Origin of the sequence: Streptomyces sp. ISL-99, assembly GCF_018614005.1 — a bacterium.
Taxonomy (GTDB): Bacteria; Actinomycetota; Actinomycetes; order Streptomycetales; family Streptomycetaceae; genus Streptomyces; species Streptomyces flavidovirens.
On sequence record NZ_JAGGPC010000027.1, the window covers coordinates 16,318 to 38,637 of the forward strand.

Below are 22,320 nucleotides of genomic sequence, written 5' to 3' on the forward strand. Positions count from 1 at the left end.
GCGGCAGAGGGGCCTGCCCGACGTGTTCCGGGTCGCCGCTGTCCTGGACGTCGCGATCAGTCTACGCAAGACGGTCGGCGAGCGCGGCGGCGTCGAAGTACCGCCAGGCCGAGCGCACCTGGATGCCGAGCCGATCCGCCACGGTGCTCATGCTCTGCTCGATGGTGTCCGCCACCGTCGCGGGTCCAAGGGTCACGCCACGCCTTGCCAGTTCGGCGAGCGTCTGCGCGACCGCATCCTTGAACGCCTTCGTATTTCGCATCGTCACATCGTAGGGGCGTCGCTGGCCCCGCCGTCGCTGACGAGAGGAACCGGGCTCGTCGGCCGCCACGGCGCAGGCGTCTGTCTCATGCTGTCCCCTACACGACGAGGGCCAGGCGCTCACGCGCGGCACGTTCCTGCTCCACGGCACGGTGCAGGTGCCACAGGGTCACGACGGGAAGCAGGCCGCCGAGCCGGGCGGCCGCCCTCAGGTCCTCAACCGCCGCGGTCAGCTGGGCTCGCACCGTGCGCCGGGGTTCATCCGGATGAGCGAAACCGTCAGCAACCTCTTGCAGGAGGGGGTCTGTCCAACGAACGGTGTAACTCAGGTTGTTGGGGTTACTGACGGGCTGCGGAGAGGCGGCCGTCGAAGGTGATGTCGAAGGCGTTCAGCGCGGTCTTCCAGCGCATGGTCCAGCGGGCCTGGCCCTTGCCGGAGGGATCCAAGGACATGATCGCCATGTAGACGCACTTCAGGGCGGCCTGCTCGTTGGGGAAGTGGCCGCGGGCCTTGACCGCCCGCCGGATCCTGGCGTTGACGGACTCGATCGCGTTCGTCGTGCAGACGATGCGGCGGATCTCGGTGTCGAAGCGGAGAAACGGGGTGAACTCCTCCCACGCGTTTTTTCACAACCGCACGATCGCCGGATACTTCCGGCCCCAGGAATCGGCGAACTCGGAGAACCGCTCGAGTGCCGCCTCCTCGGTCGCCGCGGTGTAGACGGGCTTGAGGACGCGGGCAATCTTGTCCCAGTCCTGGCGGGCGGCATAGCGGAAGGAGTTCCGCAGCAGGTGGACCACGCAGGTCTGGACGGTGGTGCGTGGCCAGACGGCCTCGACCGCGTCGGGAAGACCCTTCAGCCCGTCGCAGACCAGCATGAGGACGTCGCCCACGCCGCGGTTCCTCATCTCGGTGAGGATGTGCATCCAGTGCTTGGCGCCCTCGCCGCCGTCGCCGGCCCACAGCCCGAGGATGTCCCGCCGGCCCTCGGTCGTGACCGCCAGGGCCACGTAGATGGGCCGGTTGGCTACCGCGCCGTCGCGGATCTTCACGTGGATGGCGTCAATGAAGATCACGGGATAGACGGGGCGGTTTCCATCAGTGGTTGCGAATCAGCTGGTCAATGCTCCTGTGAGCCATCCTTTCATGGCCTCGGTGGGAGTCCTGTCGCCGAGGACGAGGCGGGGTCGGTGGTTCAGCTGGAGGGCCACTTCCTGGAGGTCGCGGGCGGAGTGGATCGACAGGTCGCTGCCTTTGGGAAAGTACTGCCGCAGCAGGCCGTTCGTGTTCTCGTTGGTGCCGCGCTGCCAGGGTGAGTGCGGGTCGCAGAAGTAGATCCGGAAGCCGGTGAGAGCCTCGATCTCCTGGTGCAGAGTCAGCTCGCGGCCCTGGTCCCAGGTGAGCGTCCGCTTCAGCTGGGGCGGTATGTGGGCTGTCTGCATGATGATCGCATTGCGGACCTGCGGGGCCTTCCAGCCGCGGGGCAGGTGGATGAGCTGGACATAGCGGGTGGTGCGCTCGACCAGGGTGCCGATGGCCGACCCCTGGCCGCGGCCGATGATGAGATCCCCTTCCCAATGTCCCGGTATTTTACGGTCGTTGACCTCAGCGGGCCGCTGATGGATCAACGTCATGTTCTTGATCTTGTTCGGTGACGGGACACCGCGCCGTTGTCTCCTGCGTCGCGTCCGGCCGGTGCGGAGCTTGCCGTCTCTGCGGCCCAGGAGGCCGGCGAAGAGGGCTCGGTAGATCGTCTCCGGGCAGGCTCGCATCGACGGTTCGCCCGGGTAGGCGCGGGCGAGGAAGCGTGAGATCTGCTGGGGTGACCACTTCTCGGCGAGCTTCTCGCGGACGGTCGTCCGAAGCGGTTCGCTGTCCCGGAGCTTCTCCGCCTTGGGTCGCTTGCGGCGTAGGAGGGCCTGGTTGTGGGCCCACCAGGGTTGGTAGCGGCCGTTGGGTTTGCTGCCTCGCTGGATCTCCCGGTAGACGCTCTGGAAGCTCTTGCCGATCGAGGCGGCGATCTCCTTGACCGGCAGCTCCGCGTGCAGGCCGTCGCCGATGGCGATGCGATCGTCCTGTGTGAGGAAGCGCGGTGATATAGGGCCCGGGTCCGGAACGATCATGCTCCCAGCATCGATGAACCACAGCGATCCACAGCTGGTTGAGACCCCGACCACACGCGCTGCCGCAGCCCCCTTATGGCCCTGACGCAGCAGCTCGAAGTACTCCTTCTTCGCAGCAGTCGGCATCTTGTTGTGGGCGTACCTCGGCATGCGAACGCTCTCCTTCAGATACGTTCGCAACCACCGATAGAACCCAAGCGGCGTCGAGGGGCCGGTTCTGCCATTCCGCCATGCCGTCGAGGACCTTGTCGGTGATGGTCGAGATCGTCTGGCGGGAAACTTCGGCGCCGTAGACCTCGGCCAGGTGGGCCTGGACCTCGCCGGTCGTCAGGCCCTTCGCCGCCAGCGAGATCACCATCTCGTCCACGCCGGACAGACGCTTCTGCCGCTTCTTGACGATCTTCGGTTCGAAGGAACCGTCGCGGTCACGGGGCACGGTTATCTCCACCGGGCCGACGTCGGTGAGCACGGTCTTGGCGCGGGTGCCGTTGCGTGAGTTGCCGCCGTTCTTCCCGACCGGATCGTGCTTGTCATAGCCGAGATGGTCGGTGATCTCGCCCTCGAGAGCGGACTCCAGCAGCCGCTTCGTCAGTTGCTGGAGCAGTCCGCCCTCGCCTGTCAACTGCAAGCCCTGGGCCTGAGCCCGGCCCACGAGCTCGTCGATCAGCCTGTCGTCCACAGACTTCGCCGGCGCAGTCTCAGACGGCTCGATGGACTCGGCCTCGGTCATGTTGTTGCTGGTCATCGATGCATCTTCCGTGATCGGGAGTTACACCGAACGTTTTACAGTCCCGAGCTTCCAGGATGGCGCGGCGGTGTTCGTACCGCTCGTTCAGCAGTTCCTCGCCCGCCTGCAGGACGTCGAAGGCGATGTAGTGCGCGGGGTAGGCGGCAGCGAGTTGCTCGACGGTGCGCCCGCCCGAGGCCGCGCGGCGCTGGAGCGCCTCGAAGCTGAACCGCCCCTCGTGCCACACGACGAGCTCACCGTCGAGGACCAGGCCGTAAGGGAGCTGCGCCGCCGCGGCGGTGAGGTCGGGGAAGTGGCGCTGGATCAGGCTGCCGCGCCGGGACTGCAGCAGCACCGGAGCGCCTGGTCGGGGCGGGGTGAACAGCAGCGCGCGGTAGCCGTCGAACTTGGCCTCGAACGCGAGCCCACCGGGCAGGACACCGGGGCCGGGCACGGTCTCCCGGGCCTGGGCGAGCATCGGCTCCACCGGCGGACGCAGCACCACCACGCCCTCGCTCAGGGTAGGGAGCCGTGCCGCCCCCGGAGGTGGCACGGCTCCCCGACAATGGGGCATCGCAGCCCGCCCGGTCCCGTCAGCAGACGCAGCTGCATCTCCCTGCCTACGGCCAAGGCACGCCCCGCGCGACCGGCGCCGGGCCAGTCGATGACCGGGCTCCCTCGCACGGATGCTTCTCCGGCCGCCGGCGAACCGGACGGCTGGGCCCGCTATGGGTGGAGCCCACCGTAGGGGATTCAGTACGGGGAACACGTAGGGAACGCTGCAGGGCCGACGGCACCCCGTATCAACGGCTTTGACGCCGGGCGGCGGTTGGCTGGCTGGCCACCCCAACCAAGATCGTTCTTGCCCAATTGGGCAAGAACGATCTTGGTTGTACCCGCTGCCCTAACGCCCTCACAGACACCTCACCCCCAGACCAGACGCCCCTCCGCTGGGGCGATCAGGGTGAGTCCACATCGGGCACGGGCCCCTCGTACAGGAACGGGAGGTCTTTGAACGTCGCGTCAGGTTCTGCAAGCGCGAGGTGAGTGAGAACGTCCTCGAAGACTTCAGGCTCGAGATCGGGAAGATCGACCTCCGACAGGTCTACTTCAGCTGCGGCGAGTTCCGTCGCCCCCTTCAGCTGAAGTGCACATGCGCGGCAGTACAACAGTACGACTGAGGCCTCTCGTTCTTCCGGCTCCCCGGCTCCGATGAGATCTCGTTTGAACACGACGAGGCACCCGTTGGTGCAGGCCGGACACATCGCCCTTCCCACAACCAGACCCACCCTCCGCGCTGAAAGTTCCATGGACTTGGGAACGACGTAACTCTCCAGCCGCAAGGTTTCCGGTGCCTTGCCCGGGAGAGAGTCGATCAGCTGCTGATAACGATGCTTCGCCTGCTCGATACGACGCTTGACCTCCTTCTCGTCCTTCGCCAGCCGCTCGTTGATGGAGATCTCGATCGTCCTGCTCCAGTCCGCCCAGTATTCGAACTGGTCCTCATGAAGGTGGTCGAGCAGGGAATTCGTCGAGCGAGCGAAGATCGCCAGGATGTCGTTACTTTCCGACGGCGTGTGCCCGAGGTGGGCAACGCCATTCCTCAGTTCGATCAAGTCGTCAAGCTCTTTGTGCTGGCTCAGCCACCCCGCTGCCCTGGCCCTCTTCAGAGCGTCTGACGCGCTGATGGTGCGCAAGCGATCGTCGTCTTTGTGGCTCTTGGACGGTGTTATGCCGGCGAATCGCAAGAGCAGTGCATCAGAGTGCTTGGCTGACTCCATGAGCAGCATCGGGTTGGCCTGGGATAGTGCGGCTTTCATGAGCCGCTCGAAGCTGACTCCGGCGTGCAAGACGAAGACCTCCTCGTCCCCGTCCCGGTGCGCCTGGAGCGCCAACTGTGCGAATTTCTGGGCCCCAGCGAAGAGTCGGTCGTAGGTCAGTGCATCATCCATGCCAGGACGGTAGCCGGGATGCGCGCCGAGGTTGCGACTGTCCGTTGCTGAAGTGCCTGGGTCGAGACCTCTGCCTCGCGTACGCGGGCCTGCACGTCGCGTTGGAACCGCTTTTCGTTATGGGGCGGGCTCGAAGTGGACTTCGGTGGTCGGGCACTGCTCGGCAAGGTCGAGCAGCTCGGCTTGTTCCTGCGGGTCGACGGTCAGGTCCCAGCGGAGCTTGGTTCCGGTCCATTCCGCGGCGTACTGGCAGTGGACTTCACCGGCGGGCGGCATCCAGGTGCCGGGGTCCTGGTCGGACTTGCTGCGGTTCGACCGGGCGGTGACGCCGACCAGCGAAGTGGGGGCGCCCAGGTCGTTGGCGTATGCCTCGCGGCGCTGCGCGGTCCAGGCTGATGCGCCGGAGTCCCATGCTTCGGCGAGGGGCACCATGTGGTCGATGTCCAGGCCGGAGGGGCCGGACACGGTGGTCGCGTCGTAGTACGACCACCAGGTGCCACCGGTCAGCTTGCACCCGGGGCCGACCGTTGGAGGCTCGACTGCCTCCGCGATCAGTACCTCGTTGCGGGTGTTGCAGCCGTCCGAAGAGTTCTGGCCGGCGTTCCAGTGGCGGAACTTGTCACGGGTGTACCCCTCACGCGATTCATCGGCGGTCTCGAGCTGGTGGACCGCGACGCTGAGCGGAAGCGTCTCCGCGGCGTAGGCCGCCTGGGAGGCGGTCACGGGAAGGAGGGCGAATGCTGCGACTGTGACGGCGCACTTCAGGTTTTTGATCACGAACACATGGATACCGGCGCGCACCCAGTCCGCGGGCAAAGACGCCAGGCTGCTCACTCGCCCGGGTGGTGCGGTTCACCGCAGAAACGATGCCGCTGCGCCCACCACCCCTGTCTTCGAAAGCGAGCCAACTGCCATCCGGCACAATTCGGGTCGCCGCACAGGCAGGCTCGGACGACACATACGGGTGGATACGGGCGCCCTGCGAACCACTGGAGGCCAGGGCAGCGTCGGCCAAGAGTATGGAGAAGATCGACGAACAGCACGTCAGCCAGCCCGGCCTAGTCGTCCTGGACATCACCGCCGCCGACGAGGAGGTAACCGTCCACGCTGTCATGGCTGGCCTCGGGGAATGGTGGGCGACCTCCGGCGTCGCCCCAGTACGCCGCGAGCCCGGAGTTCCTGGGGTGAAGGCCCGCATTTACGCGGACATCCGACGCCTAGGCACGATGATGTAAGGGCGCCGCCCCCGGTGCGTCCCCCGGGCAGGGCCAGGTACGGAAGACCGAGCGCCAGCCCCTGGCCTTCTGAGCGCGTCTTCTGCTGCTGGCACTCAGGTTCGGTCTATTCGGCCCTGGCGCGGCGTCGGCGGCCCGGCTCTTACACATACCGCACAGGTGCAGGTCCTGTTCCTGCCCCAGCCGGGGGCGGCGGCCTTCCAGCGGCCTCGGTGAACTTCGCCCTGCGGCCGGCGCACGCCGGTGCGGAGGGTGGCTCGCGTGCGCGACTGCGTTCGGCCAGGCGTGCTGCTCGGCCCAGTACGCGGTCGCCGCCCTCCCGCAGTGACGCGCTCGGCTCCCCTCACCGCCGGGTGAGGGGAGCGTGAGCGGGTTTAGTGGAAGGTGATGTAGCCGTTGCCGTCGCGGTCGTTGCCGCTCTTGCTGTAGGAGTGGACGTCCGCGCGGCTGCCGGAGGGCTTGTAGAGGTAGATCGTGTCGCGGTCGTTGTTCCACATGAAGTTGCAGTTGTCGCGGTAGACGACGTTGTTGGCGTCGGAGTCGGTGCCGTTGCCGCCCCGGAGCTTCACGTAGTCGCCAGGCTGCAGGTAGTGGTTGGCAGTGAACGCGAAGCGGTTGCCTGCCGCGTCCTTGACGACGTAACCCTTGAGGTTCACGGTCGCAGTCGACGAGTAGTTCTTGACCGTTAGGTACTCCTCACGGGTGTTACCCGTCGAGCAGCTGTTGGAGTCCCGGCCCGGTGCGTCGTACTGGATACCGCGGACCTTCAATGCGGAGGAGTACTCGGCGGCCTGAACCGGGGCCGTCAGAGCGGCGAGCGATCCGACCGTAATGACAGCGGCGATGGCGGCATGGGTGATGCGCAAGGTGAGGTCCCCCCTCGAGAGTGCTGATGAGCGGCAGAAGCTTACCGAGACGGCGAGCTTCTGATTGCGTTTCAAGTAACTGATCGGGTGGCTAACGTTCCGATGAGCGCAGCTGCCGACGCCGGCTTCTGTGCGCCCATCGCGCCCACGCCGGTTCCCGCCTGCGACTGACACGCTCTGCCGGACCCCAGCGCAGGAATGTGTCCGCTGGCAGAGTTTGCCGACGGAACGCACTGACAAGGAAGCGGGCAGGAGCGCCGCCGCTCGAGCGGCCGCCATAGGGGACCGCAGTCGTCTAGGGCTTTGCCACCCGCCCATGCCTTGTCGCTCCCCCTCAGTACCTGTTTTCCAGTTCAGCCCGTGTTGACCTCTGGTCCGCGAGGCGGGTGCCGTCCCAGGTGAAGTGGACGGATTCAGTGACTCAGGCGGCGGCAAGGCGGTGTTGCGGGTGCGGCGGCCGGGGGGGCGTATATGTACTGCCAGTCGGTTCCGTCCGGGGTGGTGCAGTCCAGGTGTAGTGTGAAATATCGGGCTTACGAGACAGTCGGCTCTTGCGGCGGTTGACGGTGCGGCAGGCGTATCGACGAGCGTTCTGTCCCCACTCACACGAGCATCTGGTGAAGCACGCCCATGGGGCAGAGCTCTACGACTCATCTCCTCGGTGGGCCTGCTCCCATGCGTCGAGAACTGGTGCGGGGATGCGTCCGCGGAGCGGGACCTCATAACCGTTGTCTCGGGCCCATTCCCGGATTTCGTTCGTGTTGACAGGGGCTCGGGCCGGAGCCGGAGGCGGAGTCCAGGCGCTGGGATCAGAAGGCACGAAGCTGGGCGGCCGTTCAAGGAGGCCCTGCGGGAACTGAGGTACGGCCGTTTCCCCGCTCAGCACCGACACGAGGAACTCGGTCACGGTGCCGTCGAAGGTGAACCACTGGGGTCCGCGAGCTTCGTTGACGGCAATCCGCCAAGTGTCGGGGGTGTCTTGTGGGTCAGTGATCCAGAAGAGGTATTCACCGTTGTCGGTGACGCCCATGGTGAACAAGTGCCGGGGGTCATACGGAACGGGGTGTGTGCCCTGGTCGTAGTCCCTCTGCAGCTGGGCACGGATCTTGGTGGGCATGGGGCCGGTAAGGTCGACGTATGGGGTGTAACCGTGCGGATGGTAGATGTGAATGAAGTCGGCGAAGCGCCCCGGACCGTAGGTAGTCGCGAGTTCCTTGTAGTCGGTGGGGAGCTGAATGCCGAGTTGGGCCTCTACAGATCGCCATTCGACGGGGCGAGGCGCGCTGGCGGGTGGCGAGCAGAGTCGGGTCAGAGATTCGAAGGCAGTCACTAGATTCCTCGGCGGCGTCGGTCCTGTTGTGCGGCGTGGTCAGGGTTCTTGAGTGTCTCCTCAAGTTTGAAGCCTTTGTTACCTTCCGCTTCCATCTGAATCCACTTGGGCACGGAGTCTTTATTGTCGTCGGTGTACTCGAGGTAGACGCTGTACTGGACGATCTCGCCGTCATCGGGGGACACGGCGTTATAGATGGACTGCTCGAGGTCCCGCATGTCAGGGCTGTTCGTGGGGTTCTGCGTGAGGGTGGCCAGGTTATCGAGTGTGTCGCCGGACCCGCCGAGCATCCGGGCCAGCAGGTGTCCGCGGGCTTGGTTGTGGTCTGTTCCGTGGACGAAACCGGGCGGCCGCAGTCTGTTGTCGGCGTGGGTCCCTTCGTCGAGCATGTCGCGGGTGACGGTGGCGTGCATTTCGTACGGGCGGCCGTGCTCGTCCCGAACGAAGACAACCCGTCCGCCCCAGGTGGGATCATTCTCGCAACCCGCGAGTCCGAGCGGGTCGGCCAGGGTGAAGGGGTTGGGGACGTAGGTGTAGTGATTGACGGCGGGAGCCAGACCGAGGGGGTCAGGCGAGGTGTAGCGGCCGAGGTCGGGGTCGTAGTAGCGGTTGACGTTGTAGTGGAGGCCGGTTTCCGGGTCGAAGTACTGACCGGGGTATCGCAGCGGTGTGTAGGCAGTGGCGTGTCGGTGTGACTGGGTCGCGCCCCAGGCGGTGCTGCGGCCGCGCCAGGTCGGCGTTCCGTCGGGACCGATGAGTTCGCTGGGGGCTCCGGCGAGGTCTGTGACGATGGCGAAGAACCGGCGGTCGATCTCTTCTTGGGCCTCGTCGGCCTTGGATTCGCGTTGCGCCAGAGGCTGCAGGCCCAGGTAGTCCCACACCAGAGTGACACCGTTGTTCTGCTGTTCGGCCAACTGGCCGCCGTCCCAGCAGTACGTGGTGGATTCTTCGATATGCCCTTCGTGGTCCAGGCGCTGCTTTGCGATACGGCGGCCGAGGGCGTCGTAAAGGTAGCGCCAGTGAGTGTCGCCGGGAGCGCGAACGTGGGTGAGCCGGTCTTCCGCATCCCACGTGAAGGACCAGATGAGTGTCTTGCCGCTGAGCGTGGTGGTGCGGCGTTCGACAAGGCGGCCCTGCGCGTCGTACTGGTAGTGAGTCCGTCCGGCCTTCGTGATGCGGCTGCCCGTGTAGTGGCGCTCTCCGGCGGCATCCTGGCCGGGGGCTTGGGCGGGGAGCGTGGCCTGCGTCTGGTCGCCGTCAGGGTTGTAGGCGTAGCGCTCGCTCCACTTGTGTGCGCTGACGGCGGTGATCCGACCGGCTTCGTCGACGGTGTAAGTGCTTCGGCCATAGCGGCTGTCGTCGACGGTGTGCGGTGTGCCGTCGGAATGGTAGGCGACGGAGCGCTCGAGCAGGGTGTCGTGCGGGCTGGTGCAGGACTGGTGGACGAGGCGGCCGACGGGGTCCCAGTCCTGGTGCAAGGTGAGGGTGTCGTCGAGGGTGCGGGTGGTTTCGCGGCCCAGGGCATCGTGTTCGAAGCGGAAGGTGTGCTCGCCTGCCGTGTAGGCGATCAGTCCGCGTTCACCGTAGGTGAGCGTGCTGTCTGCGCCCGAGGGAGTGCGTCGGTGGGTGCGGCGCCCCATGGCATCGTAAGTGCGGGTCAGAGCCCGGCCGTTGACGCTTTCGGTCACGATGCGTCCCGCCCGGTCTCTTTCCAGGTCGATGCGGGCGTGGGCGTTGGCCATATGTTCGACGTGGCCCGTTGCGTCGTAGGCGAATGTGGAGGTGGCGCCGTCGTCGTGGCGCAGGTGCAGGACGCGGCCGAGGACATCGCGCTCGTACGTCAGGGTTTGACCGGCGGCGTTGGTGCGGCGGATCAGGCGTCCGAGTGCGTCGTGTTCGTAGGTCAGGGTGCGCCCGTCGAAGTCCGTCTCGGATATCAGGCGGCCGGCCGCGTCGTAGTGGTAGTGCCACTCAAGGCCTTGGGCGTTGGTGACGGTGGTCAGGCGCAGCTCGGTGTCGTGGGTGAAGCGGTACTCGCCGCCGTCACTGCTGTGAGTGGTGGCACGTCGGTCGAAGTGGGTGGCGGTGTGAGTACTGGTGCGGCCGGTGCGGTCGGTGTGGCTGAGCAGATTGCCCTCGCCGTCCCAGGTCCACTCCTCGCGGGTGCCGTCGGGCAGTTCACGCCAGGCAGGCTTGCCCTCGGTGGTCCAGCCTTGGCGGACTGTCGCGCCGAGGGCGTCGGTGGCCATGGTGATGCGACCGAAGGCATCGCGCGAGAAGGTGCTGCGAGCGCCGTCGGGCGCCGTGATCTCTATGGGCAGCCCGGCAGCGTTGTTCCGCATCCGGGTAACCGCGCCAGCCGGGTTGCGGACGGCGGTCACGTGGCCGTACTCGTCGAACTCGTACTGGTTGAGGGCGCCGTCGGGACCGGTGACGGCAGTCAGGTTTCCCCTGGTGTCGTACTTGAAACGGCGCTGCGTGCCGCCGCGCTCTGTGACGACCACGGGCAGATTGAAGTCGTTGAACTCGGCGGTGGTACGGACCCCGTCGACGGCGATCAGTGCAATGAGGTTGCCGTGGTCGTCGCGTTCGAAGCGAGTGACGTTGCTCAGCGACGCGTCGGTCTGCTCAAGGAGTCGGCCCCGGGTGTCGTACGCGAAGTGAGTGGTCTGCCCCAGGGGGTCCACCTCGGCGATGGTCTGAAGCCGCTGGTCCAGGTAGTACGTGGTGGTGGCGCCGGTGGAGTCGGTGTAGCGGGTGACCCGGCGCTCCGCGTCATAGGCGAACATCGACGACAGATAGCCATCGGGACCGATGGTCTGAACCGTGCGGCCCGAATTGTCGTACACGTAACGGAAGGTGGAGTCGTTACGGTCGGTCCACGCGACGATGCGGGCCTCAGTGTCATAGCTGAACATCAGGGCCTGCCCGGAGGAGTTGGTCACCCCGTCGAGGTTTCCTACCGTGTCGTAGGAGTACGCCGTCACACGTACCGTGTCCTCGTCCCCTTCCTGCGTGCGCAGTGCAAGCTCACGAATGCGGCCGAGGTGCCGGTCCCCCGTGATCGTGACGTCGTAGCCACCGCTGTGCGTGACCGAGAGCGGCATGCCGGACGCATCCCGGTGGACGTCGATCTGGTTCCCGTTGCGGTCCTCGATCGTGGTGAGCCACAGCTGCCAGCCCTCAGTGGACGGCCGAGAGAAGTAGCGGGTCAGCCCCGACTGCGGCTCGGTGACCGCCAACTCCATTTCCGGGGCGCCGAGTGGGCTGACACGACGCAGGGGTATTCGAGGTCCCTCGAGGGGCAGCACCACCGGCTGCTGTGGGGTCGGCAGCTGATCGTAGACGAGCAGCGAACCGTCCTCGCGGGCCCACACGGCCGTGTTGCGGACGTCGACCTCAATCCGCTCGTCCAGCGTCGAGGCCCAGGAACGACCGAACCACATACCGAACGAATAGTCCGAGACATGGGTGCGCTTGAGGACCAGGGGCAGGACTCCAGGAAGGCTGAGATCGGTCTGCGGAAGGATCATCTGGCCAGTGGCCACGTCCACCGGGTCGTTCTTACACTTCCGCATGTTGATCGGAACGCCATGCCGGCGCGGGTCATCGCGCGCCTTGCGCAGCAGATCCGGCTTGGTCCCGGCCGCCCCCTTGCGCCCGCCGGGCGCATCGCCGCCCCTGGATGGTGGGTTGGGGCCGCCCTTCCCGTCCCGATCCTTGAGGATCTTGTCCAGGGCGTCGGCCGTGCCGCGCTCATTGGACTTGTGCCTGCGCGAGCTGTCCCGCACGTTCTTGGGCATCGTCTCGCCGGTGTGCTTGATGACCGCCCGGACGGCCTTCTTCATGCCCTTCGTGGCGCCGTCCAGCACGCCATCGATGGGCGCGGTGAAGGGGTCCTTGCCGCGGGTGCGGCCGTGCGCGCCGTGGGCGCGGTCCAAGGGGCCCGACAGCTTGGCGAGGGAGTCCTTGCTGACCCGGTCCAGGTGGCCAGCGCCCTTCTCGTACTCGTCGTGGTCGATGCGCAGGTTCCCAGTTTTGCCCGGCCCGATACCACCGCCTCCCGAGCCGCCCGCCGAGTTGAGGTTCATGTCGGAGGAGCCCGGAGAACTGCCGCCTTCGCCCCCAGATGCCAGGGCGTCCGTGGCCAGCTCCAGGACAGCGTCCGAGACCATCTCCTCCAGCTTGGCAGCGACCGGCTCGGTCACCATGGCCAGCACCTGGTCCACGATCTGGTCGCCGGCCTCCTTGATGATCCGGCGCACCACCTCCCGCATCGCCGTGATCTGCGCCGCACCGATCAGCGCTGACAAACCGCCGGTGACAAACGCCAGGCCAACCGAAATGCCCACCGAGGCCGCCATCACCCCCAGCTCGATCTCGGCCTTGACCTTCATGGCGTAGATGACGTCCGCAACCACATCCATGGCATCCGCGAACAACCTAGCCACCTCAGGCAGTTGCTCCAGATGCGAAGACTTGACCTTGCCCCAGTGCTCCGCCAGGGCGTCCACCGCCATGCCCTCGCTGGAAGACAGCAGGCGGCCCACCGCCCCGTTCACCTCGCCCGCATGGTCCTCGAAGTCATCCGCAAGCTCCCGCATGGCATCAGCCATCTCGCGGTAGTCATCCTCATCCACATTCGGCCAACTGATGCCGATAAAATCGAGAATCTCATCCAGCCAGCCGGGCAGAACGTAGCCCATCCCCCGTCAACCTCCCCCGTAAGACGCCAGCGCGCGCACACCCCACCGATCGCTGTTGATCATCACATACGCGAATCTGCACCGTAACTGATCGACCAACAGCCCCACACGGCCTCCGTTCTTTCAGAGCGTCAGAATCCAGACCCGGCGGCGTCCAAACCCCGGGTGACGGACCTTCGGCATGAAGCGGTCGCCGGGCCACCTAAAGGCTAAGAAGCGGAGCTCCGCAGTAACGGAGGAAGCCGTCCGGCCGCGGCAGTTCCTTCCGGTTCCTGGCCGGTCTCGTCCATGGCGGCTGCGCGTACGGGCAGGTGCCGAACCGGCACCGTGCCCCCAAAATGAGCGCCCGGCCACTGCTCCGCAGCGGGTGCTCCAAGGACATGAGAACGCGCCCTGTCGCCGACAAGGCCGGGCAAGGGCTGTTGGTGTTTCGTTATGGGGGCGGGTTCGAAGTGGACGTCGGTGGTCGGGCACCGCTCGGCGAGGTTGAGGAGTTCGGCTTGTTCCTGCGGGCCAACAGTCAGGTCCCAGCGGAGCTTGGTCCCGGTCCATTTGGCGGCGTACTGGCAGTGGACGTCGCCGCTGGGCGGCATCCGAGCGCGGCGGCCGTAGCGGCGCGCAGCAGGTTCCTGATCACGAACGTATGGATAGCGCTGTATGGGCCGCCGGTTGCCCAAGACGCCGGGCTGCTCACCCGCGCGGGTGGTGTGGTTCACCGAAGAACGATGGCCCCTGCTCCGTGATCAGGCGCTGGTCTGCGGCGTATGTGCGTGGCCGTTTGGGTGGCGGTCGATCCAGGAGAGGCCGCCGAGGTCGAGGCAGTCGCGGGTGCGGGTGACCGCGACGTAGGCCAGGCGTGCTTCAGCGTCGTCGATCGGGCCGGGAATCGGGGCACCGTTCGCGTCTTGTTCGCTGGTGTCCTTGGGAGGGGTGAAGTCGTCAGCGATCCTGACGTTCGACCACTCGCGGCCCTTGGCCCGGTGAGCGGTGGAGATGGTGACCTGTGCCTGCGCTTCGGGGGCAAGCTGGTCCACCGCGGCCAGGACAGCTTGCGTTCCGTGCCGGTCGATGAGATCGACGAACGGTCGCAGGTCACCTCCGGCGGGGTCGTGTTCGGCGTAGTCCTGCAGCTCACCCCAGGAGGAGAAGAGGAGCAGTTCGGGGTGCCAGGTACGACGTCCTTCCTTGAGGTCCCAGGCTGCGGTGGCAAGTGCCCGCAGGGAGTCCCCTCCCCCCGTCAGCGCCACCCGTCGACCTGCGGCAAGGTGCTTCATGACTTCGGTCATGGCGCCCACGTTGGTGCGGCACAGCACTGCGTCGGGGTGGTCGACCGGGCCGAGTTCGGTGGGGATGGTGGTGGTGCCGGCCAGACGGATGGGGGCGTCGGCGATCGTCAGCCACCGGTTGGCTTCAGTGGCAAGGCGTGGACCGAAGCGGAAGGACTGCGACAGGGACAGGGCTCTGCCGTCGAAGCCGGTCATGACGTCGCGGGCGCCGCGCCACCCGTAGATGGCCTGGGCGGAGTCGCCGACCATGACGAGCTGGGCGTGGGCGCGTTGAGCGGTGAAGACCTGTTCGAGGACGGGGTTGGTGTCCTGTGCTTCGTCGAGCAGGAGGAAGTCGGCGTCGATCTTCGGTTCGGACAGGGCCCACATCTTTAGGTAGTGGTCGTGGTCGAAGCGGACGCTTCCCTCGTCGGAATGCTGGAGGTCCGCCCATGCCTTGTGGGCAAACGGCAGTACAGCCCTGCTGAGTTCGGCGTGGAGGTCCGTGCCCTCCAGGCCTCGCAGGCGGGGGACGTGGTAGCGGGTGATCACGGGGTCGGCGGAGTGGCAGAAGCGCGTCACCGTGCGCAGCACTGCGTGAGACAGAGCTTTGTGGGAGACGTCGCGTTCTCCGATGCGGACACTTTTCGTGATGCCCAGGGCCATGCCGGTCTTCCAGCCGGCCTGGCGGGGGCCACCCAGGCGGCGGGCGTAGCGGTGGCCGATCGCCGCGTAGGCGAGGGCGTGGGCGGTTTTGCAGGTGACGGTGGGAGGGAAACGCTTGGCGGCGTCGAGAGCGATGGGTTTGTTGAAGGCAATGTAGCGGCCGCGGCGCGGGGTGGAGGACGCGAGCAGGACGAGCGTGCTGGTTTTGCCTGTGCCCGCGCCGGCCTGCAGGGCCAAGTGGTCGCCGGCGGTAAAGGCGTCAGCAGCCGCGGCCTGTTCATCGGTAGGGTTCAACACCCGAGTGCTCCCTGTAGGGGTGGGACGAATACGTGGGTGGTCTGAGCGCCGGGCGACTGTGGAGTGAACCATTGGCGACCGGTTGAGGAGCTGGGCTCATGACCGTCTGCTGCGTTTGCGGGCGGCGGCGGGCAGGCGGGTGTGGACGTGCTGGTGGTGGAGCCGCGGGTCGAAGACTTCCCAGTCGGCGAGGGCGATGTGTGCGACGTCTGGTGCGGCTGCGTGGGCGGGGCAGTGCTGGGTGCGCCAGCGCAGTTGTTCGGCGTAGGACAGATGGGTGAGGTCGTAGATGGCCATGTTGGCTGTGAGTGGCGCCAGCTTTCCGTGCCGTTTGGGGGCTGTGACGGGAAGGAGGGCCCACTCCCCTGCCGGCGTATCCGGGGCCAGGACGGGATAGGGGCAGCGGTCACGTCGACGGGTCTGGGCGATGCACTGAATCGCGTCGACCGGAAGGGCCGCCAGGTAGCGGGCGTAAAAGATCTGCACAACGGGTCGGGTCGGCCTGCAGACTGAGGTTTTTGAAGTTGGTGACGGACCGGGCAGCGGCGGGGTGAAGGTGCCGGTGTCGAGCAGCCGGCGGGTGCGCAGCGCGAGGCGTCTGCGCAGTTCGGTCAACTGCGGGGCGAGAGGTGTCGTGTTCTCGTACGCGGGGCACAGGGTGCGGTGCGTGATCCGGCACCAGGCGGTTCCGTCGCCTGCGGGATGGGCAATGCCTGAATGGACATGCCATCGGCAGGGAGCAGGGACCGCGGTGGCGTTGAGTTCCTGCGGGTGCAAGGCGATGGGTTGCTGATCGACGCGGGTGTACCAATGGATGGGGTTACCGCAGTCGTGGCAGCGGGCTAGTTGAGCGGAGCGCAGGAGCCGGCTGGGGCTGTCCGGGTGGATCCGCAGGGCGCGCGGGCGGCAGGCAGCGACAGGCCCGGGGGGTGTGGGGTGGCCGGGTGAGGTGGTGGTGGAGCACATGGCCGTGAAGGTGGCAGGCGACGCGCCGCACATGCGGCGACCGTGCCGCCCCTGTCCTGCGAACGGCCCAATGTTTGGGAACGGGTGCGCATGTGCCGCACATCTGCGCTACGGCGGTGACCGGATCGGGTGATCCGGTGGCAGCGGTGGTGGGGAAGCTATTCGGCCGCTTCGGCAGGCGGCGCATGGCCGTCGCAGAGGGTTGAGAAGAGGTGGTCGACGGAGACGCTCAACGCGTGGGCGAGAGCGTGCCAGGTGTTGAGGGATCCGATGGTGCGGCCCTGCTCGATCTCGATGAGGGTGCGTCTGGACAGGCCACTGCGGCGGGCCAGTTCGTCGTAGGTCCACCCGCGCTCGCTCCTCAGCCGCGCGAGCTCCAGACGGAGGGCGGGGAGGTTCGGGTCGGGCGGGAAGATCGTCACCCACCCATCCGACGGTGCAGAACCCTGCCCTGTCAGTGCAGACCTCTGCCCTATTTCCGCAGGCGACCGCACCGCGCATAGGGCAGGGGTCTGCACTACGGTGCGGCCAAGACCCCCGCTCCCCCACCGAGGCAGACGGGAGTGGGCCGGCACCGCGCCGGAGGCAGGAGGAACGCGCGCACGATGAGGCTGTGCACCATGAACCCACCGGTGCCCCGCACCTGGACCGTGGAACTACGCCCCCAGCAGCACGGCCCGGTGCTCTACTGCCCGATCTGCTCATCGGGCGGACAGACCGTGCGCGTGACTGCGGCACGGCCCGCCGCCCTAGCTCATCTGGCCCGGCATGCCCGCAGGGACGTCCTCCCGGCCCATCTGCGCACCTGCCAGTGCCAGGAACGCGGCTGCCGCTGGCACCCCCGCCACCGCGGCTGCTCAGGCCCCGTCCTGCTCGTCCTGACCCGCGAGCGCGGCGGTCGCATCTGGCGCCTGGCCGACGTCTGCGGCGGCCTGCGCCAGCGCTACCCCGCACGCGGCCGTCGTCCCCGACACCGTTCTCACCGCAACACACAAACAACATCCCGGTACCGCCTCTGATTCGAGGAGGGCGCAGCGCAAGAGGCAACAGTTGGGCCCGTCGGAGCAGATCCGGGTGCAGGAGATGCTCAGTTATCTCGCCTCGGCCCTGCCCTCCTCCGCCGGCGCCGGGGCGAGACTGCTGGCCGTTCAGTGTGCGCTGCGCGCCAACACCGTCGGGAGGGTGCAGCTTCCCGTCGGACTCCTGCGCAGCATGCGCCTCGCGCACGAATTCACGCTCTGGCATGAGCTCGAAGCCATGCACTGGCTGCGCAGGGAATCACAGAGCGCTGCAGAGCCTCACCGAACCGGCATCAGCGTCCAGCTGCTCGATATCGCCATCCTGGCTCAGGCCCCCGGCCGCCCAGAACGCCAACGGGCCGCCGACTGGGCCGCCCGTACGGCCTCGTGCGTGGCAGCACGGCGGCTGCCTGCGACAGCGCGGCTGACGAAACTGGCTCTGGCCGCCTACCTCGGACCCCAAAGCCTCCAGGGGGTCGCGGAAGCCGACCGCGTTCGTCGGGCATGCGGCCTGAGCCTTCACGCGTTCTTCGCCACCCTCGACCAGCTCGTCACCACGGGCGCAGTCGCCACATGGGCACTGTGCCCGGCGGCAGAGGATCTTCATTGGGAACTTGGGACCTGACATGGTCACAACCGCCCATCAGAGCCCAGTAGGAGCCGGTGTCCAGCCCTCTGTCGGGCCGGCTGCTGCGTGACGCCGTTCGCCGGAGATTTCCGTCCGGCGGCGGTGCACGGACTGGCGGTCCCCGCCTGATTGCCTGGTGGCGTCTGGACCTGTGCGGTGTTCAGGCGGCGATGCCGAGTTCTTTGCGGGTGCGGTGGACGAAGTCACGCACGGCCGGCTCGCGCCGCCAGGGGGCGAGGGCGGTGTTGAACTCGCGGACGTAGTCCTTGGCCCGGCTGGACTGGACGCGGGCGAGGATGTCGACGGACCGGTTGCCCAGTTCGAGGCCGTGGTCGAGGTCGCGGGCCTGGAGGTGGGCGGTCCCCACGATCGCCAGGCGCATGCCGACGGAGCGGGTGAAGGCGCCGGACGGCATGGCTGCGGCCCGCTGGTTCCAGGCCAGGGCCGCCTTGGGGTTTTTCAGGTCGCGGAAGATCTCGGCGGCATCTGCGGACAGCCTGGCGTGGTGATAGAAGTCGATCCACGCGGGCTCGTCGCCGCTGTCCTGCTTCGCTTGCTCGAGCAGGGTCTCGGAGGCGGCCAGGGCCCGGGAGGCGGCTCTGGGGTCGTTCTCCCGGGCGTGAGCGCGGGCCTCGATCAGCTTGGTGAACGCCAGCACCCGCGGGACCGCCTGTCCCTTGGCTCGCTCGAAGGCGCCCTGGGCCATGTCGATGGCCTCGCTTGCGAAGCCGCGAAGGAGTGCCTGCATGGCCATCGTGGTCAGGACGTAGCAGCCCAGCTGCACGTCCCCGCCCGCGCGGGCGAGGCGGAGCGCCTGGATGAAGTGCCGTTGGGCGACGTGGTGTTCACCGACGTCGAAGGCCGTCCATCCGGCCAGCCGTGACAGCTCGGCGGTGACGGAGAACAGTTCGCGGCCGACGTCGTCGGCGAAGGAGCCTCGCAGCAGCGGTGCGGCCCGCTCTTGAAGGCAGGTGGTGACGGAGTTGGCTTTCCAGTTCCCGCCGCCGTATTTGGAGTCCCAGCGCCTTGCGTCGTCGGCGGCCTCGCGAAGTTCGTCGAGGTCTGCGCGGCCGACCTGGTGGCTGCCGTCGTGGTCAGCAGTCTCGTCGGCGGGGGTGACCAGCCAGCGGGTGACCGGGGTGGTGAACGCGGACACGGCGAAGCCGGAGGCGCCTGTGGTGAGGAAGTCGCGGCGGTTCACGGAGCTCCAGAACGAAGTGGCGACGCGGACGGCGTCGGCGGGATCTCGCGGGAAATCCAACCCCATGTTCGCGTCCGGTGTCTGCGCCTGGCCCATACCGATCTCGGCAAGGCCGACGGGCCGCCCCAGCCGTTCACCGATCGCCTGGGCGAGGAGCTTGGGGGCCGGCCACTTCGGGGTCATCCCGCGCCGGCACCAGTTCGCCACGGACGTGTGCGAGTACTCCGTGTGGATCCCGGCCTGCTGGGCGAGCTGATTGACCCGGTAGGCCAGGGACTTGTGGCTCGCACCGCAGCCTTCGATAAGCCGGGCCAGATCCGCGTTGGGCGGACGGCTCCGGCGGACAGTCGATGCCACGACGTCCCCCTGACCGGTTACTGGAGCACTGCGCACGTGAGGTCGTACTGATTTGAGCACAGAGGCCGTACGCGACTGAGCACCGTTCCTCGGTACGCGACAGCCCACGAGCATTTTCATCCGTACGCGATTGCCGTGTGCGTTGGGTCACCGAGGGTATTACCTGCGGGCCCGCAATGAACCGCGCACGCGAGTTGTGAGCCCCCCTGCGAGCCCTCCCCGGGATGGTCTGCGGCCGCTGTGATGAGGGGCCCAGGCCACCGCCGGAACTGGAGAGAGCTTCGTTTGGCGGGTGGCCGCCGCCCAGGCATCCCAACCACCCTCGGGGGTGAACCAGATGTGCGGAATCGCAGGACTGGCCGGAGGCGACGCCTCCCGGCACGAGATGACGGTCGGCGCGATGGGCTCCTCGCAGGCTCACCGTGGACCGGACGGCACGATGCACGCTGCCTCGGTCGACGGGCGGGCGGTGCTGGCCATGAACACGCTGCTGATCGCCAACCCGCAGGCCATGCCCGGCCCCTACCTCGACCGGCCCACAGGGGTGCTGCTGGCCTTCAACGGTGAGATCTACAACTTCCGCCAGCAGGCGAATGCCTGGGGGATCGAGCTTGCCGACCGGGAGTCGGACGCGCACTTCCTGCTGCGGGCCTGGGCCAAGATCGGACCGTCCTGCCTGGACGGGCTCGACGGCATGTTCGCCCTCGCCGTATATGACCCGCGCGTCCGCAAGCTCTTCCTCGCCCGGGACCGGCTCGGGGAGAAACCGCTCTACTGGCGCCTGGACGGCGGCCGACTCGCGTTCGCCTCCGAGGTCACCACTCTGACCGGCTACGGCAGTGCACCGCCGGTCCTGCGGCCCGAGATGGTCTTTATCGAGACCCCGACCGGCGCCGACACCCCCTTCCAGGGCATCCAGATGCTGGCCCCCGCCACTGTGATGGCCTTCGATACCGCTACCGGCTCCCTCGCCCAGTACACCTGGTGGTCGCTGGAAGGACGCCAGCCCTTCGAGGGGAACTACAAGGAGGCCCTGGCCCGCTTCTCGGTCGTGCTGGCCGAGCAGGTCCCGCTGCGGGTCCCGGCCGGAGACTTCGCCCTGCTGTTATCGGGCGGCCTGGACTCCTCGGTGCTGGCCTACCTGATGCGGCCGCCGGTCTGCATCACGGTCCGCTACCCGGGCCAGGACCGTCTGGACGAGTCGAGGACCGCCGCGGTCATCGCCCGCGACATCGGCGCCGAGCTGGTGGTGGTCGAGCCGGATACCGCGGACTTCACCACGGTGCTGCCGCACATGGTCTCGGCGCTGGACTATCCGATGGGCAACGCGTCGACGTTCTCCGAGTACATGGCCTACCGCAAGGCGTCCGACCTCGGCCTCAAGGTCGTCGTCGGCGGGCTGGGGCCGGACGAGTTCCTGATGGGTTACGTCCGTCATTCGCTCGTCCTCTTCGGCCCCGACGCCGTCCTGGCCGCAGGGCTGGAGGCATACCGGCCGCTGGCCGCGAAGCTGATGCACACCGCCGGTCAGACGCTGGACCCGGCGGAGGCGGTCACCCGTCTCGTCCTGCGCGGCCCTGACCCCGAGGGGCGGATCCGCGACCTGGTCGGCGGCGCGATGAGCCGGGCCGGCGGGGACCTGGCCCGCGCGCTGACACTGGCCGATCTGGCCACGGCCTGGCGGCCGCTGGTGATGACCAGCGACAAACTCGCCTCCGCCTACGGCCTCGAACGCCGCTCGCCCTATCTCGCCCGGGACCTGGTGGAGCTGTCCTACCGGCTGCCCGTCGAGCACAAGATCGTCGATCCGGCCGAGGGGAAGCGCATCCTGCGGGACGCGGCGAAAGCCCTGGGGCTGCCGCGGGAGGTCTGGGGAAGCCGGGACAAACTCGGCTTCGCCAGCCCCGTTCCCGCCTGGTTGAACGGGCCCCTCGCCGCCTGGGCCGATGATCGGATCCGCACCGCCCTCACGGAGGCACCGGTGGCCTGGCGGCCGTTGCTGGAGGGCGGGCTGAAGCCCGGCGGCCGGTTCGACCGCTCCCGGATGCAGGCCCTTATGGCAGCCGCCTGGTTTTCGGATCAGACGGTGAGGGCTGCCGCATGATCTCCAACTCCGTTACTACGGTGGTCGGATGCAATCCGACACCATCCCCTCCCCCCAGCCGTCCACCGCCCGCGGAGCGGTCGCGGTCATCGCCAACCAGCGCGGTGAACTCCTTCTTCACCTGCGTGACGACCTACCGGGCGTCATCGCCTGGCCCGATCACTGGAGCCTGCTGGGAGGCGGCGCGGACGGCGACGAAGCCCCGGCCGAGGCGATCGTCCGCGAGCTCGACGAAGAAGCCGGTCTGACCGTCTCCGACCTGGCCGAACTCTTCGAGATCCGCGACGTCCACGGCTCCGGCCAGATCATCACCTTCTTCTCCGGCCATTGGGACGGCGACGAGACCCAGCTGCCTCTCGCCGAGGGCGTCAAGCTCCAGTTCTTCACCCCCGAACACCTCGACATCCTCACGATCCCGCCGTTCATCCGTGACGGGATCCACCGCTACCTGGCCGCCCGGCCCGCCTGAACACCCCGCCCTTCCGGGCGGGGAGGGGTGGGGCCGCCCGCGGCGGCCCCACCCGGAAGGACATCCGCTCGTGAAACTCACTGTCATCGGCTGCGGCTACCTCGGCGCCACCCACGCGGCCTGCATGGCCGAACTCGGCCACGACGT

At 67.4% G+C, this 22,320-nt stretch carries 18 protein-coding genes and 3 pseudogenes; 5 read left to right on the forward strand and 16 right to left on the reverse strand.

Annotated features, from left to right (window positions below; all coding sequences use genetic code 11):
* Window positions 1–61: 61 nt before the first annotated feature.
* The 8 genes and pseudogenes from J7E91_RS36025 to J7E91_RS16540 all read right to left on the reverse strand — a co-directional run bounded on the left by J7E91_RS36025 (window position 62) and on the right by J7E91_RS16540 (window position 5,841).
* Window positions 62–262 (reverse strand): hypothetical protein, encoded by a 201-nt coding sequence (locus tag J7E91_RS36025; RefSeq protein ID WP_251015770.1) that lies wholly within the window; start codon window positions 260–262, stop codon window positions 62–64.
* A 97-nt stretch (window positions 263–359) separates the two neighbouring features.
* Window positions 360–506, reverse strand: coding sequence for a hypothetical protein (locus J7E91_RS16510; protein ID WP_214904646.1), 147 nt, complete (start codon window positions 504–506; stop codon window positions 360–362).
* Window positions 507–600: 94 nt separating this feature from the next.
* Window positions 601–1,356 (reverse strand): annotated as a pseudogene (locus J7E91_RS16515) (IS256 family transposase); the annotation flags it as partial.
* An 18-nt stretch (window positions 1,357–1,374) separates the two neighbouring features.
* Complete coding sequence (locus tag J7E91_RS16520; protein ID WP_214904648.1) at window positions 1,375–2,385, reverse strand: IS30 family transposase; 1,011 nt, start codon at window positions 2,383–2,385, stop codon at window positions 1,375–1,377.
* 193 nt (window positions 2,386–2,578) lie between these two features.
* A pseudogene (locus J7E91_RS16525) lies at window positions 2,579–3,130 on the reverse strand (transposase); the annotation flags it as partial.
* Window positions 3,084–3,620 (reverse strand): hypothetical protein, encoded by a 537-nt coding sequence (locus J7E91_RS16530; protein ID WP_308376652.1) that lies wholly within the window; start codon window positions 3,618–3,620, stop codon window positions 3,084–3,086. The pseudogene J7E91_RS16525 and the gene J7E91_RS16530, both read right to left, overlap by 47 nt.
* A gap of 451 nt (window positions 3,621–4,071) precedes the next feature.
* Window positions 4,072–5,064: a hypothetical protein gene (locus J7E91_RS16535; protein ID WP_214904650.1), complete on the reverse strand. Its 993-nt coding sequence runs from the start codon at window positions 5,062–5,064 to the stop codon at window positions 4,072–4,074.
* 117 nt (window positions 5,065–5,181) lie between these two features.
* Window positions 5,182–5,841: an HNH endonuclease family protein gene (locus tag J7E91_RS16540; RefSeq protein WP_214904652.1), complete on the reverse strand. Its 660-nt coding sequence runs from the start codon at window positions 5,839–5,841 to the stop codon at window positions 5,182–5,184.
* A gap of 242 nt (window positions 5,842–6,083) precedes the next feature.
* Between J7E91_RS16540 and J7E91_RS16545 the strand changes: the two genes are divergently transcribed.
* On the forward strand, window positions 6,084–6,299 hold the full coding sequence (locus J7E91_RS16545) for a DUF6207 family protein (protein WP_214904654.1): 216 nt from the start codon (window positions 6,084–6,086) through the stop codon (window positions 6,297–6,299).
* Window positions 6,300–6,673: 374 nt separating this feature from the next.
* Here J7E91_RS16545 and J7E91_RS16550 read toward each other — a convergent pair whose 3' ends face one another.
* From J7E91_RS16550 to J7E91_RS16575, 7 genes and pseudogenes are all read right to left on the reverse strand, one after another.
* On the reverse strand, window positions 6,674–7,165 hold the full coding sequence (locus J7E91_RS16550) for a lamin tail domain-containing protein (RefSeq protein WP_214904658.1): 492 nt from the start codon (window positions 7,163–7,165) through the stop codon (window positions 6,674–6,676).
* Between the two features lie 643 nt (window positions 7,166–7,808).
* The gene (locus J7E91_RS16555; RefSeq protein WP_214904672.1) at window positions 7,809–8,495 is read right to left on the reverse strand and encodes a histone-like nucleoid-structuring protein Lsr2; all 687 of its coding nucleotides are present in this window, start codon (window positions 8,493–8,495) and stop codon (window positions 7,809–7,811) included.
* Window positions 8,495–13,201, reverse strand: coding sequence for an RHS repeat-associated core domain-containing protein (locus J7E91_RS16560; protein WP_214904674.1), 4,707 nt, complete (start codon window positions 13,199–13,201; stop codon window positions 8,495–8,497). The genes J7E91_RS16555 and J7E91_RS16560 overlap by 1 nt, the downstream gene beginning before the upstream one ends.
* 743 nt (window positions 13,202–13,944) lie before the next feature.
* Entirely contained in the window at window positions 13,945–15,426 is a 1,482-nt protein-coding gene (locus J7E91_RS16565; RefSeq protein WP_214904676.1) for a UvrD-helicase domain-containing protein, read from the reverse strand.
* A 99-nt stretch (window positions 15,427–15,525) separates the two neighbouring features.
* Window positions 15,526–15,915, reverse strand: a complete 390-nt coding sequence (locus J7E91_RS37035; RefSeq protein WP_308376660.1) for a hypothetical protein — start codon at window positions 15,913–15,915, stop codon at window positions 15,526–15,528.
* Window positions 15,916–16,005: 90 nt separating this feature from the next.
* Window positions 16,006–16,428 (reverse strand): annotated as a pseudogene (locus tag J7E91_RS37040) (DUF6083 domain-containing protein); the annotation flags it as partial.
* Window positions 16,429–16,553: 125 nt separating this feature from the next.
* A complete protein-coding gene (locus J7E91_RS16575) occupies window positions 16,554–16,817 on the reverse strand; it encodes a helix-turn-helix transcriptional regulator (RefSeq protein WP_214904678.1) in 264 nt (87 codons plus the stop codon).
* 198 nt (window positions 16,818–17,015) lie between these two features.
* Between J7E91_RS16575 and J7E91_RS36030 the strand changes: the two genes are divergently transcribed.
* Window positions 17,016–17,414, forward strand: a complete 399-nt coding sequence (locus tag J7E91_RS36030; protein ID WP_251015772.1) for a hypothetical protein — start codon at window positions 17,016–17,018, stop codon at window positions 17,412–17,414.
* A 31-nt stretch (window positions 17,415–17,445) separates the two neighbouring features.
* Complete coding sequence (locus J7E91_RS36035) at window positions 17,446–18,039, forward strand: hypothetical protein (protein WP_251015773.1); 594 nt, start codon at window positions 17,446–17,448, stop codon at window positions 18,037–18,039.
* A 163-nt stretch (window positions 18,040–18,202) separates the two neighbouring features.
* Here J7E91_RS36035 and J7E91_RS16585 read toward each other — a convergent pair whose 3' ends face one another.
* Window positions 18,203–19,600 (reverse strand): sporulation protein, encoded by a 1,398-nt coding sequence (locus J7E91_RS16585; RefSeq protein WP_214904680.1) that lies wholly within the window; start codon window positions 19,598–19,600, stop codon window positions 18,203–18,205.
* Between the two features lie 337 nt (window positions 19,601–19,937).
* On the opposite strand from J7E91_RS16585, the gene J7E91_RS16590 reads away from it, so the two are divergent.
* Together J7E91_RS16590 and J7E91_RS16595 are read left to right on the forward strand one after the other, a co-directional pair.
* Window positions 19,938–21,704 carry an asparagine synthetase B gene (locus J7E91_RS16590; protein WP_214904682.1) on the forward strand — a complete coding sequence of 589 codons (1,767 nt, stop codon included), beginning with the start codon at window positions 19,938–19,940 and terminating at the stop codon, window positions 21,702–21,704.
* A gap of 28 nt (window positions 21,705–21,732) precedes the next feature.
* Entirely contained in the window at window positions 21,733–22,173 is a 441-nt protein-coding gene (locus J7E91_RS16595; protein WP_214904686.1) for an NUDIX domain-containing protein, read from the forward strand.
* Window positions 22,174–22,320 lie beyond the last annotated feature (147 nt).

Coding starts and splice junctions, on each gene's coding strand:
- J7E91_RS16560 (WP_214904674.1), bottom strand. CDS start 13,201: ATGGGCTACGTTCTGCCCGGCTGGCTGGATGAGATTCTCGATTTTATC.
- J7E91_RS16545 (WP_214904654.1), top strand. CDS start 6,084: ATGGAGAAGATCGACGAACAGCACGTCAGCCAGCCCGGCCTAGTCGTC.
- J7E91_RS36025 (WP_251015770.1), bottom strand. CDS start 262: ATGCGAAATACGAAGGCGTTCAAGGATGCGGTCGCGCAGACGCTCGCC.
- J7E91_RS36030 (WP_251015772.1), top strand. CDS start 17,016: ATGAACCCACCGGTGCCCCGCACCTGGACCGTGGAACTACGCCCCCAG.
- J7E91_RS16520 (WP_214904648.1), bottom strand. CDS start 2,385: ATGATCGTTCCGGACCCGGGCCCTATATCACCGCGCTTCCTCACACAG.
- J7E91_RS16535 (WP_214904650.1), bottom strand. CDS start 5,064: ATGGATGATGCACTGACCTACGACCGACTCTTCGCTGGGGCCCAGAAA.
- J7E91_RS16590 (WP_214904682.1), top strand. CDS start 19,938: ATGTGCGGAATCGCAGGACTGGCCGGAGGCGACGCCTCCCGGCACGAG.
- J7E91_RS16595 (WP_214904686.1), top strand. CDS start 21,733: ATGCAATCCGACACCATCCCCTCCCCCCAGCCGTCCACCGCCCGCGGA.